Annotated in this window: 6 protein-coding genes and 6 pseudogenes; 4 read left to right on the top strand and 8 right to left on the bottom strand. The window is 61.1% G+C overall.

What is annotated here, in order from left to right:
- Positions 1-135 precede the first annotated feature (135 nt).
- Positions 136-884: pseudogene (locus ACZ6CZ_RS35285) on the bottom strand (transposase).
- Between the two features lie 75 nt (positions 885-959).
- On the bottom strand, positions 960-1,322 hold the full coding sequence (locus tag ACZ6CZ_RS35280; RefSeq protein WP_469029642.1) for a hypothetical protein: 363 nt from the start codon (positions 1,320-1,322) through the stop codon (positions 960-962).
- Between the two features lie 476 nt (positions 1,323-1,798).
- Between ACZ6CZ_RS35280 and ACZ6CZ_RS35275 the strand changes: the two genes are divergently transcribed.
- The 3 genes and pseudogenes from ACZ6CZ_RS35275 to ACZ6CZ_RS35265 form a co-directional block, all read left to right on the top strand.
- Positions 1,799-4,444, top strand: coding sequence for a LuxR C-terminal-related transcriptional regulator (locus tag ACZ6CZ_RS35275; RefSeq protein WP_469029639.1), 2,646 nt, complete (start codon positions 1,799-1,801; stop codon positions 4,442-4,444).
- Positions 4,445-4,591: 147 nt separating this feature from the next.
- Positions 4,592-5,957: pseudogene (locus tag ACZ6CZ_RS35270) on the top strand (Helicase associated domain protein); the annotation flags it as partial.
- A 425-nt stretch (positions 5,958-6,382) separates the two neighbouring features.
- A pseudogene (locus tag ACZ6CZ_RS35265) lies at positions 6,383-6,943 on the top strand (transposase); the annotation flags it as partial.
- Between the two features lie 1,668 nt (positions 6,944-8,611).
- On the opposite strand, the pseudogene ACZ6CZ_RS35260 reads toward ACZ6CZ_RS35265, so the two are convergent.
- Both ACZ6CZ_RS35260 and ACZ6CZ_RS35255 read right to left on the bottom strand, forming a co-directional pair.
- Positions 8,612-9,056: pseudogene (locus tag ACZ6CZ_RS35260) on the bottom strand (IS3-like element ISRhosp1 family transposase); the annotation flags it as partial.
- Between the two features lie 58 nt (positions 9,057-9,114).
- Positions 9,115-9,267 (bottom strand): hypothetical protein, encoded by a 153-nt coding sequence (locus ACZ6CZ_RS35255; RefSeq protein WP_469029652.1) that lies wholly within the window; start codon positions 9,265-9,267, stop codon positions 9,115-9,117.
- On the opposite strand from ACZ6CZ_RS35255, the pseudogene ACZ6CZ_RS35250 reads away from it, so the two are divergent.
- Positions 9,233-9,812: pseudogene (locus tag ACZ6CZ_RS35250) on the top strand (IS256 family transposase); the annotation flags it as partial. The gene ACZ6CZ_RS35255 and the pseudogene ACZ6CZ_RS35250 sit on opposite strands and share 35 nt — an antisense overlap.
- 109 nt (positions 9,813-9,921) lie before the next feature.
- Here ACZ6CZ_RS35250 and ACZ6CZ_RS35245 read toward each other — a convergent pair.
- The 4 genes and pseudogenes from ACZ6CZ_RS35245 to ACZ6CZ_RS35230 form a co-directional block, all read right to left on the bottom strand.
- Positions 9,922-10,752, bottom strand: coding sequence for a class I SAM-dependent methyltransferase (locus tag ACZ6CZ_RS35245; RefSeq protein ID WP_469029636.1), 831 nt, complete (start codon positions 10,750-10,752; stop codon positions 9,922-9,924).
- A gap of 154 nt (positions 10,753-10,906) precedes the next feature.
- Positions 10,907-11,443, bottom strand: a pseudogene (locus ACZ6CZ_RS35240) (transposase family protein).
- Between the two features lie 250 nt (positions 11,444-11,693).
- Positions 11,694-13,754: a cellulase family glycosylhydrolase gene (locus ACZ6CZ_RS35235; RefSeq protein ID WP_469029633.1), complete on the bottom strand. Its 2,061-nt coding sequence runs from the start codon at positions 13,752-13,754 to the stop codon at positions 11,694-11,696.
- A gap of 228 nt (positions 13,755-13,982) precedes the next feature.
- The coding region (locus ACZ6CZ_RS35230; protein ID WP_469029630.1) for a transposase at positions 13,983-14,422 on the bottom strand (440 nt) is incomplete at its 5' end.

The following is a 14,422-nucleotide window of genomic DNA, read 5'->3' as shown; positions in this document are numbered from 1 at the left end:
GGCTCGAGTCGAAGAGGCTCACTGAGCCTCTTTCATCCTCGGCTCGGCACGATGACTCGAGTAGCTCTGACCTGCGGTGATGTCCTGGATCTTCACTCCTGAGACTCCAGGATGAAAGAGGCTCACTGAGCGTTTTCAGCATTGCCTCTCCAGGGTGAGGACAGCTTTGGTGATGACGGTCATGCGGTTGGAGCTGATCCGGGACCTGCGGAAGATCTGCCAGGACTTCAGCCGTGCCACGCCGCGTTCGACTGGTGCTCTCGCCGCGGCCAGGGCCCGATTGACGGCGCGTTGGGTGAGGGTGAGTTCACCTCCCGGTGGCTGTTTGAGTCCGGTGGTGACCCAGGGGCCGGCGCCTTGGTAGGCGCGGTCGGTGAGGATGGGGACGCCCTGGCGTTCGCAGATCCGGATGATGCGGTGGGTGTGGGCTGCGGTCAGGTCGTGGGTACGGCCCGGCAGCGTGGGCGAGATCCACAGATTTCACCGGCGGGGTCGGTGACGACCTGGACGTTCACGCCGTGCCGGCGGTGCTTGGCCGAGTAGTCGGCCCGGCTGTCGCCGACGCGGTCGCACTCGGCGAGGGTCCCGTCCAGCAGGACGAACTCCGGATCGTGCTCGCGCAGAGTCTTGAGCAGGCCCGGGGCCCGTTCGGCGAGAAGGCCGGTCACAGCGGCGACATACGCGTGGGCGGTGCCGACGGATATCCCGAAGCCGGAGGCGATCCGGGTGAGGGTGTCGTGGCGGCGTAGGTACACCAGAGCGACGAGCGCCCGCTGGTGCGGCGGGGGTTTGCACCGTCGGTCACCCTCACGGGTGACGATGAGCATCGTGACCCACTCGACGAGGGCATGCGGGAGGTCGAGTGCGGCAGGATAGGGAACCAACAGGGCTCCTGTGCCGATGGGTTGAGACTTCGAACACCTCCCCCAACGGCACGGGGGCTTTGTGCGTTGCGGCCCTCACCTCGACCTCACCGGCGTCACCCGATCAGTGGCCGCGCTGAAGACGTTCAGTGTGCCGTCCAGGATCAGGTGGGTCAGGCCATTCTCTCGGCACTCGGCATGGACTTGGTGCAGGTCAGGGGCCTGTTCGGCGAGAACATCCAGGCCTTCGTGCAGGTATCGGTAGCCGGTGGCCTGCGAGATGCCGACGTCCCGGGCCAGGCAATGCACGCACGAAACGGTCTCGGAACCAGCGCAGTACCAGGGCCGCCTGCCGAACGGGCCCAGCGCTCGTGAACCCTTCGGCGTACCGATCCGGCGCTGGTGAGCGGCCAGCAGTTTCGCCAGCATCTGAACGACGTGGCGCGGAACGTCGAGCATGGCAGCATAGGTGACCAACGTGAAGCCCCCGGTGAACAGGCGGTCTTGTGAGAGAGACCTGTCCTACCAGGGGCTTCACGCCTGTCCGCAGCCGGCTTCACGTCCAAGCGGCCGCGAGATCATCTCGCTGAGAAAACCTCACTGAACCTCTTTCATCCTGGAGTCCCAGGAGTGAAGATCCAGAACATCACCGCAGGTCAGAGCTACTCAAAGCATCATGCCGAGCCGAGGATGAAAGAGGCTCACTACCGAGTTGGGTTCTCGGGGGCCCACAAGCTTTGCCGCCATACGTGAAGTGTAAACCACATGTTCGATTCTTCTCGGCCATAAATACTGGACTCGGCCGGTTTTCCAGAGTTGGCACCCAACGCCCCTTTTCCTCAGCCCGGCAGAAGAGGTACCGTGCACATGCGTACGAATGACTGCCACGCCAGACCATACTGATGGCTACGTTCCGCTGGACGGGGGGTAGGACGATGGTCCGTTCACCGAAAGATGTCGTATGGCACCTAGCTGAACGCGAGCGGCAGATAGCATTCTTTCAGACCGTGCGTGCTGCCGGAAACGCGCCCGGTCTTATCATTCAGGGACCTGCTGGAGTCGGCAAGACGCGACTGGCCGAAGAGATCTATAAGATCGTAGCGTGTGAGGGGGTTCCCGGTGTCCAATTAATTGCCACAGTCGACGTCAAATCAATGCCCCTGGGCGCGATCAGTCCTATGCTGCCGCCTGGTGTCGATCTGTCCGACGCTGTAGAGGACGTAGCCCGCACGATCACTGCGCTTCGACGACGGAAAGCCGGAAAGTGGTTCGTTTTTCTAGATAACCTGCAAAATCTCGACATGGCGTCTTGTCTCATCCTGACGAATCTGATGAGCGCGCAAGCCGTTTTTTTGGTAGCCACAATTCGTGGTGGAGTGGAACTTGACGACGGAGTAAGATCCATTCTCACATATCCCAATATGGCGCGTATCGACTTGTCGGAATTCACCAAGAAGGAGACTGATTGCATTCTGCGTAGGACACTTTGCAGCCCTCTTGCGGAAAGCGCGTTGCGACATTTTTATGAGAAATCTTGTGGGAACATTCTTTACCTGCGAGAGATGGTATCCGCCGCCTTAGAAGGAGGTTCACTTAACCTTGTTGACGGCATTTGGGTGCTGCAGAGTCCTAGTCAACTCGCGGGAGCCGATCGCTTGACTCAGCTCATCGAGCGGCGACTTACAGGACTAGGAGTCTGCGAACTCGAAGTTCTCAACCTGCTGGCCCTTTGTCAACCTATGCCTCTGGCATACGTGCGCGAACAGTGTTCCGATCGGCTGCTTCAGAAGCTCGAATCCGATGGCCTGATCCGAGTGATCTCCGATGGTCGTCGTATTCAATGCATCCTTGGACATCCTTTGTATGGAGAGGTGCTCCAGTCTCGCATAACGCCAAACGAAAGGGCGAAGATATACGACGCGAGCATCCAGTATATCGAGTCCTTTAATTTCCGGCGTAGTGAGGATGCCGTCAGAGCAGCGGTCTGGAGTCTGTCGGCAACTGGAACGGCGAAAGGGGAGGCCCTGATCAATGCCGCCATGATCGCGCGGCGAGCCCACGACTATGGCCAGGTTGTAGAACTGCTGTCAGCCGTGGCCGAGGATGAGACAACGCACGCGTCCCGCCTCTTGTACGGGGAATCCCTCCTCGAACTAGGGAAAAGGGAGTTAGCGGAGCGAAAGCTCTCCGAAGCGTATGAAAAAGCATCGACGGATGAGGAACGCACAGCGGCAGCCTTCGCCGGAAGCATGGCTCTGGGACTAGGCAGTGCTGACCCGGAGAAGGCATTGGAGATGAATAGAGAAGCGAAGAGCGCAATTAGCTCTCCTGAACTGAGGAAGCTGCTTGAGGTCAATGAAAGTATCCTTCGCATTATGGGTGGGCAAATAGGCCAGGGCATCGAGACGATCGATCTTTCAGAAGCAGAAGATGAGCCGATGCGGATCCGAGCAAAAGTTATTGGCAGCGTTATGCGCAGCGTTGCATTGACTCTGGCAGGTAAAGGGGAGTCAGCAGTTCGATTGTCGCGCAAGTCCTACGATACCTACTCCCAATTGAGCGATCTTACTGCAGCCCCCCACCCGGCTTCGCACCTTAATGCAATGACTTTTGCGTTCGGAGAGCTTGGGCGAATCGAGGAGGCGCGATTATATGGTCTACGGTCTTTCAATATGCTACTTAAGTCTGAGGCATCACGAAATATAGTGTGGCCGTGCTTGCTCCTAGGTAGAGTCGAATGGCTGGCTGGCCATCCGGCCTCGTCGGGTAAGTGGTATAGCGAAGGAGCGGTCCTCGCTCGCAACAATGCTCACATGAGACACTTGAGGTATGCGCTTGCAGGCCAAGCAGCAGTGGCAGCGCAACTCGGAGATCTGGATACTGCTCAATGTTTGTGGGATGAAGCCGAACAATACCCCGTGCTCGATGTGTTGGCGGGTGAGGATACTTTGGGGCCTGCTTGGATTAGCGTGTCCCAAGGTAATCCAGATATGGCGTTAGGTCTTCTGGAAGACTCGGCGCATGCCGCACGGAAAAGGGGAGCGATCGCTACAGAGTCGATGCTCTTGTCTGAAATGACCAGGATCGGGGGTGCGGTGGAGGCGTCGCGCCGAATTGCATCTATTTCTCGCGACTGCGACGGTCTGATGGCCCGCAAGCGGGCTGAATTTTGTTGCGCGCTTATGGAAGTGAACCCTGAGACGTTGATCTGTCTCGGAGGAGACTTCGATGACATGGGGACAGACTTAATGGCTGCTGAATGTTATACCCGGGCCGCGTTTGTGCTCGATGCTGAGGGCCGTATGCGGGAGGCTACTCGGGCTCTCGTCGCTGCCGAGAAATCCAAGGCCAAGGTTGAGGGCGCACAGACGCCTTTACTGAGAAACGCACGGCAGGCACGTCAATTGAGTGCGCGAGAGTTCCAGATCGCCGACTTGGTGGCGTTCGGTCTCAGCGCAAAAGAAGTAGCAGAAAGGCTCTACTTGTCACCCCGCACCGTCACCAATCACTTACAATTGGTCTATTCTAAGCTGGGAATACAATCGCGCGCTCAGCTGTGCGAGATCATGAGAAGAAAATGAATTTCGGCATGGTTTTCCGGATGCGTTTCATGAAGTTCGGCGTCAGTGAGCCTCTTATATCCTGAATAGTCGCAGGTCAGTAGTACGTGGATGGCTTGGACGGTGCGGCTAATGCGGCGAGTGGATGAGCGTGCTCTGCGCATGATCGACGCCTCCGATGAGGACCTGGCGAAGGCGGAGAAACTGCCGAAGTCCTCCATCGACGCGGAGTTCTACGAACTCGAGGCCGGCCGCCACGTACCCCCGGACCGCGTCTGGTCCGCCTGGCTATGCGGCGACCACCTCGTAGCCGAGCGACGCGAAGTACTGCGCCAGTTCGCCAACGGCATCGACGCCTCGGGCCGGCGGGTGCACCGGGCGTTCCTTGCGAGCTGTCGCGTGCTCGGGGAAGGCGTGGACATCACCGGCGAGCGGGGGGGTGGAGGCCGTCTGCTTCGCCGACACCCGCGGCTCGCAGGTGGAGATCGTCCAGAACATCGGCCGGGCGCTCCGTCTCAACCGCGACGGCTCCACCAAGGTTGCCCGCATCATCGTGCCCGTCTTCCTCCAGCCTGGCGAGAACCCGACCGGCAGGGTCGCCAGCGCCTCGTACCGCCCCCTCGTAGCCGTCCTCCAGGACCTGCGCAGTCACGATGAACGACTCGTCGAGCAGCTCGCCTCCCGCGCGCTCACCAGCGGCAAGCGCAAGGTCCACATCCGGCGAGACGAGGACGGGCAGATCGTCGGGGCCGGCGGCGAGGGTGACGGCGAGGACCAGGAGGACGACACGCAGGCCGCTGCTGAAGCGGCGCTGCTGCACTTCTCCAGCCCGCGCGACGCCGCGACCATCGCGGCCTTCCTGCGCACCCGCGTCTACCGGCCGGAGTCGCTGGTGTGGCTGGAGGGCTACCAGGCCCTGCTGCGGTGGCGGAAGGAGAACGAGAGATCACCGGCCTCTACGCCGTTCCCTACGACACCGCGGTCGAAGTCGGCGTCACGAAGTCGTTTTCCCTTGGGAGGTGGGTGCATCAGCAGAGGAAGGCACTGCGGGCCGGAGAGCTGGAGCCGCGCCGCAAGGAACTGCTCGACTTGCCGGAGGCCGGAATGGTGTGGGAGCCCGGCGAGGAGGCGTGGGAGGCCAAGCTCGCCGCACTCAGGTCGTACCGGCGGGCCACCGGGCACCTCGCACCCCGCCAGGATGCCGTCTGGATCGACCCCGCCGACGGCGTCCCGGTGCCGATCGGGCAGCACATGGCCAACCTGCGACGGAAGGGCGCGAAGAACGGCCTGGGCAAGGACCCGAAGCGGGCAGAACAGCGTGCGGCGCAGCTGGCCGCGATCGACCCGGACTGGGACTGCCCGTGACCGCTGGACTGGCAACGGCACTACCGCGTCCTGGCGGACCTGGTCGAAGCCGACGGCAGCCTGCCCCGAGATCCAGCCCGGCGTACTCATGGACGGCGACGACATCGGCCGGTGGCTGGAGCGACAGAAGCAGCCGGCCACTTGGGCGCAACTGTCGAACGAGCAGCAGGTAGGAACAGCCACCCCCACAACAGCCGACCCACCCCACACAGATCAGAAAACAGCAGCCGCTTGGTCACTCCATGACAGCGAACCCATCCCCACACAAACCCCGGACCAGGCACTCAACACCCCCACCCCGCTGACACCCACCCAATGCCACCAACACGCCCACTCACACCGTGTGCCACCGGCCCCCTGGCCAGCCCACGCTCCAACACGACGAACAGCTCGTCGCTGAGCAGCGGCAGTGACGCCGGGCCCCTGGACGCCAGGCTGCGGTCCCATACCGCGACCAGGCCCTGCGCCACCGCTGCACTGACCGTTTTCAGAGTGGCCATTGATCGGATGACCAGTCGCCGTCCCGCAACGTACGAGGCTCCTGTGCCGTTGGGAGAGGTTTCAACGTCTCAACTCATCAGCGCAGGAGCCTCGTTGGTTCCTGGTCCTGCCTCACTCGACCTGCCTCACGCCCTGGTCGAGTGGGTAGCCATGCTCATCGACACCCGTGAGGGTGACCGCCGCTACAAGCGCCGGCCGCACCAGCGTGCTCTCGTCACCCTGATCTACCTTCGCCGGCATGACACGCTCACACAGATCGCCGCCGGCTTCGGCATATCCGTCGGCACCGCCCACGCCTACGTCACCGCTGTCGTCAATCACCCCTCGCGCCGAACGACCGGCCTGCTGCGGGTTCTGCGGGAGACCGATCCCCAGTACGTCCTGCCCGACGACGCCCTCGCCGAGTGCGACCGCGGCGGTAACAGCCGGGCCGACTTCTTGCCCGGCCGCACCCACGACCTGACCGCGGCCCGCGCCCACCGTGTCATCCGGATCTGCGAACGCCAGGGCGTTCCCGTTCTCGTCGACCGCGCCTACATCGGGGCCCGCGCCTGGGCGGCCACGCCGATCAGACGTCTTGCGCACCAGGACCTCAACCCGACCCGGCAGACGATCAATCGGCCCCTGTCAGCAGCACGCGCACCGGTCCAACGAAGCCCCTGATCCTCTATGGGATTACCCGGCGCAGCCTGCGCCAGTACGCCGGCCGCCAGGACAGCGCACAAGCCCGTCGCCTCACCTGTTGCCCCGGCGTGATCAATCCGGTTCCCGTGACCGGTCACGCTGCAGGTCAGTTCCCGTGACCGGTCCGTGCAACTCCTACCGGTCGGTGACCGGCTATGGCCTGCGCTGCGCCGCCGTCCGGAACCGGAGTTGACCGCAACCGATAGTGTCCTCCATCCCACCCGGGCAAGTGTGGCCTAAACCGTATGGAATGGCTGGCCCAGGCTTTCTTGGTGCTTGCCCAGCCCTCTGCCGCGTCAGCGGCCCACGGCTTCGGGGTAGCGCTCGCGGCGCCGGTGCGGGGCGTCGACGCCGATCTGGGGATAGGCGTTGAGACTAGTAACTTCCCGCATCGTGATAATCATCAGCACGCCCCTGGCCATAGTATGTGCTGCCAATTGACACACCAGCCACCCCGCGGAACTTGGTGTAGTTGGTGCTGAGCTTCACCGTTGTGTACATGTACGTTGCACCTGCGGCAAGCGTGTATTGCCCGAAAGGTACGGGAGGTACGGGAAACTCATCGAGGGTAACAAATTGTCCTCCAGGAGAGCCGGGGGGGCTAACACCCTCAAACTTCACCGAGAAATAACTAAGAGTCACATCATGATCAGTTACGTTGGTGACGAACACAGTCTCAGACTGCTTCCCGTCGAGGTTATTTAGACAGATCTGTAGATCTCCTAGAATATTGAAGTTGCTATAGTCGTAGATATTCTTCGAAGGGCCACAATCTAAGGTGAAAGAGGGTGCTGCACTAGCCGATCCAGCGATTGCGACAACTAAGGCCGACGATGCCGCAATTGCTGCTGCAGCCCTAAGAGTGCGCTTAGCGAAAGACACTTGAATCTCCAAAGCGTTCAGGGGGAGAAGTTTTGAACAGTCGGACCGTGCCAAGGGATGGCGAGGAGTTGCCCGACTCGAATGGAGGGTTTCGAAAAAACGAGATGGGCGAAATGGAAAAACAGCATGGCCATGCGCCCGAAAATCCTGACGCTAGAAGCGGTGGACAACTATATAGAACCGAATTGCATCGTTTGACGCATGAGCAATCCATACCTATCTTTGCCTGCGCAAGGCCCTGTGAGCGAGAGAAGCGGGGCGGCGCGCTCGAAGGGTGCGAGGCTCAAAATTCCGCTGTACGGGTGGCCAAGGGGTATCGGCCGGCTACGGACCGCCTCGTCCCAGGTGGTGATGCCACGCCCCTGGAAGGCCTCCGTCCTACAGCCCGGACCTTGGGCAAGCCCTCGGTGCGGTGGGCTTGCCCAGCGGGGTCCACACCGATCCGCGCGCCAAGCTTGACCGGTAGGGCTCCCACGATCGGTCAAGCGGCACCTCTATCCCCGTGACCGGTGTCGGCAGGAACCTGGCTGATAAGCAGGTGGCTCCTGCTGTGCTGGATGGCCGGCGCCACCGCGATGATGCTCGGCGGCGCATACGCCGCGGTCCTCAACGCGACGCCTGACTGGCCACGCTGTCACCAGCCGATGCCTCCCCGCGCGGGCAGACTGGTGAGGTCGGCAACGGCTTCCCGGGAAGGTCTGCAGGAGCGGCATGGGTTCTCCGGCTATTTATGTTGTGGCTTGGCCAAGCAGCGGCCCGGGCCTTTGCGCCGGCGAGCCACTGGTAGTAGCCCGAGCGCGAGACCTGAAGAACCCGGCATATCCGCTGAACGCCGTAGACCTCGGCATGGGCGGAGACGAAGTCCCAGCGGCAGTCTTCACTTCATCTCCTTCGCGAAATAGGCCGCCGCCCGGCGCAGGATCTCCCCCTCGAGTTCCCATTCCTTCTCCGCCTTGCGCAGCCGACCGTTATCCGCTCGCAGCCGGGCCAGTTCCTCATCCCGGCCCTCTCCGGCCTGGCCCCCGCTGCCGCCGGCGCGGCCCGCCTGCTCGTCCGCCTGGCGCACTCAGCTCCGCAGTGTCTCGCCGGTCACCCCGACATCCGCCGCGACCGCCGCATACGTGCGCTTCCCGCCCGCCGCGCGGTACAACGCGACCGCATCGTTCCTGAACTCCACCGGATACGGAGACTTTCTTCCCACCAGGACACCTTCCCTCGGATCTACAAGATCTATTGTCAGCGTGTCCACACCGCCGGGGTCACCTCACTTCGTCGACGGCGTCGTGGCCTGCCAGGAGGGCGGGCCGGTGGCCGTCGAAGTCGCCGAAGGCGTGCTGGGCATCGAGGGCGCCGTCCCACAACTGTCCCGCCGCCTTGTTGCACATCCTCACCGAGATCAAGAACCGCGGCATGAACGATGTGCTGATGCTGGTCTGCGACGGGCTCAAGGGCCTGCCCGAGGCGGTCGGGACGGTCTGGCCGCAGACGATCGTGCAGACCTGCGTGGTCCACCGGCTGCGGAACTCGTTCCGTTATGCCGCCCGCCAGGATTGGGACAAGATCGCCCGCCTCCTCAAGCCCGTCTGCACGGCCCCGATCGAGGAGGCCGCTCTGGAGCGGTTCGGCGAGGTCGCCAACGCCCGGGGGCCGGAAGTATCCAGCGATCGTGAAACTGGGAGAAAACGCCTGGGAAGAGTTCACCCCGTTCCTCCGCTTCGACACCGAGAGCCGCCGGATTGTCTGCACGACGAACGCAATCGAGTCGGTGAACGCGCGGATCCGGCGGGCGGTCAAGGCCCGCGGCCACTCCCCCATCGAGCAGGCCGCCCTGAAGTGCGTCCACATAGCGATCATGTCGCTCGATCCCACCGGCAAGGGCCACGCCCGCTGGACCATGCGCTGGAAGACCACCCTGAACGCCTTCGACCGCACCTTCGACGGCCGGCTCTCAGCCGCCTGCCAAGACCCAACCGCCCTGTTAGCCGGTCATTTGACAGACCCGTTGAAGGCTGAGAACGCGCGAAGCGGGTGACAGCCGCACGAACCGACTGTCACCCGCCGAACCGTCAGGCGCGGTGTGCTACCAGCAGCAGTCGATGGCTGCCAAGGGTAAACGCGCTACCATCCGTGGTCCCGTACATGCAGATGTCGCTGAAACCGGCTTCCGCGGTCAGTCGAGCCACTTCGGCGGCCGTGTAGACGTGTTGCACGGAGGTGCCGCTCTCTTCCTGCCCGCCGCGCCGGAAGGTGAACGACGACAACATGCGCCCACCCGGGGCGTCGTAGACGTTCGTCGCTTCTGCCTGGATCCCGCCAGCCGACATGGGAAGATCCTCATCCATGTGCGGCAGCAGGGCCTCGGCCACCGCACCATAATCGATGACCAGGCAGCCACCCGAGCTGACGATTTCATACAGGTCGGTCAGCATCCTGCGGGTGTCCTCATGCTCGAGGTAGCCGAAGCTGTTGCCCATACAGATGACAGCGTCTGCCTGTACCTGGATCGGCAGCGTCTTCATATCGGCCTCGACCAGGGTCAGGGGCAAGTGCTCGGCCTCCGCCGCCCGCCTGGCAAACGCGAGGGCCTCGGCCGACACGTCTACGCCGGTGACGAGAAAACCGCGACGCGCCAATTCAAGGCTGTGCCGACCGCTGCCACATGGAACGTCCAGCACGTGTGCTTGCGGTTGGAGACCGCTTTCCCGGATGACGAAGTCCACTTCCGCGGCCGTCATCTCGGAGGGAACGGCTGCCCGCCAGAAGGCATTGGGCAGCTCGGTGAAGAAATCCGCGTACCACGCGGACTGAGAGTCTTGCGACAAGGGGTACTCCGGGTGCGTTGATGCGACAGAAATGTCGCATACCTCGAGATCTTTCTGCGCACCGAGGTACAGCACAGCAGGTGGCCTATAGGTCAGCTACTGAACAGCTCACTATGCTGTCCGCCTCGGTGTAGCTGAGGGGATAGCCATGGCATCGCCTTTTCACGTGGAGGGCACGAGCCCGAAGGAATGATCGCATACTCTAACAGTTCAGCGATCCAATGTCGATTCAGTTGACGACCCTAATGTGGTGATTAGGGTCACTGAACCGTTTTCGTCCTGAATATGCGCAGGTCAGCAGGGTGCGGACGACTTGGACGGCTGTGCCGATGCGGCGGGTGGAACAGCGGGCTCGCTGCAGGAGCCGCCAGATTTTGAGTTGGGCGAAGGCGCGTTCGCCGGGGGCTCGGAGTCGGGCGTGGTCGCGGTTGAACTTCGTTGTGGTGGCAGTACGGGGTGCGGAAGGTGGCGCCGGCACCCTGGTAGGCACGGTCTGTCGGCACAAGGATCTGGCGGGTGAGGCATGCCTGGACGACGCCGTGGGCGCGGGCTGCGGTGAGGTCATGGGTGCGACCCGGAGTCGCACGGGAGCGAACGTCTCGTTCTTGCGCATGTGGACCAGTGTGAGCAGCGCCTGGTCGAAGCAGCCGAGCTGGCGCCAGCGGGTGTTGCGGGTCCGCCGGTGCTCGTACAACAGCCAGGCAACATGCTCGTCGTGCGTCGCGGAACAGATCAGCTGCCCTTGAACGGGTTGCGGGGACGGCAGTCGGAAGACGGTTTGCCAGTCGCGATCGGCGATGTAGCGGCGCATTCCGGCGGTGAGGTACGTGTTGAGGTTGTCCCCGACCAGGACGATCAGGCCGCCGAGTTGGTGGTGGGCGGTCTGGATCAGGTCGCCGCAGTCTTACAGGTGCTTTTGCGTCCGTCGGGCCAGGCATCCGGGCGGAGCAGGTAGATCAGCCGCGGGGGTTCGCCGGCCTTGTGGCAGGCCAAGGCGACCACCGAACAGAGAAGGATTATTCGTTCAGTTGACCAACCAGGTTGACCGGATTGTGCCCGTCTTGGACGACAGATTTATTCAACTGCGCCTGGACAGTTGCCAGATTGGCTTCGGTACCAACGTCTGCCACAATAAGGGCATAGTGCATAGTATCCGGGTTCTGTGTACTGTCGTCATCCCAGATGAGAACACGATGCCCAACGCTATCGTTCCGTGGATCGGCTGAGTTGGAGACGCTTGAGTGGGCGTCTGTCATGAAGTCTATTTCATTTGGTTCACTTGTCGGCACGTTGCTGATCTTACGATTCGCTGCTATAGCCCGCTCGGTGATGATCGTCGTGTGACCGCTCTTGAAAGCAGGCGGAAGAAATATCTCCGTGGGAGCACCGGTCTTTCGCCCTCGCCATGACACGAAGATGAATTTACTGTCATTGAAATAGTGACTCTTTGTGCCTTGTGGCTGTATCTCATTCCAGTTCAGTACGGCATCAAAGTAATCTTTCGAGAGGTCATTGTACGTCGCAGTCGCCATATCACCTTGGACGGCCCGCGGGTAGGCACGCATGGCGCCGTCGGGATCATTGTTGAACTGGACTCCTTTCTGGCTGTTCCATTTCGAGACGGAAAATCGTTCACCATTCCATGCATCACCGCTTGTCACGACGTCGTTCGAGTCACCATTTTTCAATTCATGATGCTGGTCGAAATACGGATCCCAATGCCACTGCGTGCCGGAAATATATGGGGTGTAATCGTCTATTCGGGTAGATCCCGTCTTGCGGAATTGCAGATCACTTTGCTCCATTCCTTGATAGACGCCCTTGATCATGCGGTCAGTGTCGTCCGACCCTCCGATGGCCTGGTCTCTTGTATAATTACCGAACTCTGACAAAAATGTCGGCATGTGAAGAAATCTACCTTGATCACGAACATCTTGCATATTCGGCAGATACGTATTGTTGTCGATTCCGTCAAGATTGAGAATCGACTGTCTTCCCGCGTCGTAGAAGTGCGAATTAAAGACGAATCCGGATCTCGGGATATCTTTCAGGTAGCTTCCCCCAGTAGGCGGACAGAACGTAGGCAGCTGGCAATTCCAGAAGACCAGCGGTTCAGCGTAAACCAGTGTCCCACCAAAACCCTTGCCATCAAGGAGCGCACGTACTCTCTTGTAGAACGGCCAAAGAAATTCGTTATCGAACTTGGCTGGATCGTTACCCGCGACCCCGCCATCCACGGGTTCGTTGAATGGATCGATACCGATCAGATGCGTAAGCTCTGGCCAACTGGCATGGTTGCGAATAAAATCCAGCGTCTTTCCTATCTGCCATAGAAAAGCATCCTGTACGCGCGTCTGCTCCACTGGCGTTCCGGGCGGAATCTGGTCAACTGGCTGCAGAAGCAGGTCCGACATGGGAGAGTTTTTCCAGAAGTCCCGGAAATCCTTGCGGACCGTTTCATTCTGCTGGTTGTTCTGTCCCCAGACAACACAGATGGGCACACAGTCTGGTCCGTCCTTGAGGTTGGCGGCCCATCTGGGGGCTCCGTTCCCCACCCAGGCATCACCACTCTGGAAGCTGTGACGTGAGTACAAATCTTGATGCCAGTCGAGTACCACGTATATACCGAGTTTGACAGCCTCCTTCATCTGGGCAAGCACATCGGACAGATAGGACTCATCGATAACCCCCGGCTTGGGGTTGACGCCTTCCCACGAGATGAGGAAACGAACTACATTCGCGCCAGTTTTATCACGCATCTGCTGTAAGGCACGAGTTGCATCGCTGGTACTCTTGAAAGGCTTGAAAGAATTCTCCGCCAGTTTCACCTCTCCGGATGTGTTCCATCCTCTGAAGTTTATTTCGCGTCCTAGTGGGTCTCGCAGAATCCTGTCAATAACAGCCCTTCGAACGCCGTCCACAGTAATCACTTGGCCGCTTTTGTCGCCCACGCCGACGTTCGTAGCCGTGTCCGCAAGAAAGTCTATTTGCTGAATGTTGTGATCAAACGTATCCGCGTAAGCCGACTCGGCAGGTAACGCCGCAGCGGCGAAAATACTGCTCAGCACGACGGCCATTAACTGCTTTCGCGAATTTCTTGCGCGCACGATACCCTCCAATGGGGCAGACGGTGGCTCTTACTGCCTACCTGGTCTGCTCGCTCGCTGATCAAACTCTTCTCGAGAGCTGGACAGCAGCGAATATAAAACACCCCGCGCATAGCATATCGAGGATCTCAGTATATAGAGTATCTTTTACTTAACGCGGATCAGGAAGTTGTTACTACCCTTGAATGCGTGATGTCGTCATGGTGGCTGGCGCCGGAGGCCGGTGCCGGTGAGGCAGCCGTCGAGGACGTCGGGGCGGTACTGGAGCTGGCGCAGGCCGCGTCGGACTGCGGTGATCAGGTCGTCGGGGTCGGCGAAGGCGCGGTTGGCTGTGGTGGTGCGTCGCAGGACGGACCAGATGCCTTCGACCGGGTTGAGGTCGGGTGCGTAGGGCGGCAGTTGGAAGACGGTGAGCCAGTCGCGGTCGGCGATGTAGCGGCGCATGCCGGCCGTCAGGTGGGTGTTGAGGTTGTCCCAGACCAGCACGATCGGGCCGCCGAGCTGCTGGTGGGCGGTCTGGATCAGGTCGCGGTAGTCCTTCCGGGAGAAGCTCTTGCGCCCGTCGGGCCGGGCGTCCGGGCAGGGTCGGTAGATCAGCCGCGAGCGTTCGCCGGACTTGTAGCAGGCCAGGGCGGCCA

The organism is Streptomyces sp. NPDC041135 (genome assembly GCF_055592085.1).
The sequence above is the reverse complement of the archived record's forward strand: the minus strand, read 5'-3'. Positions and strand labels throughout refer to the sequence as shown.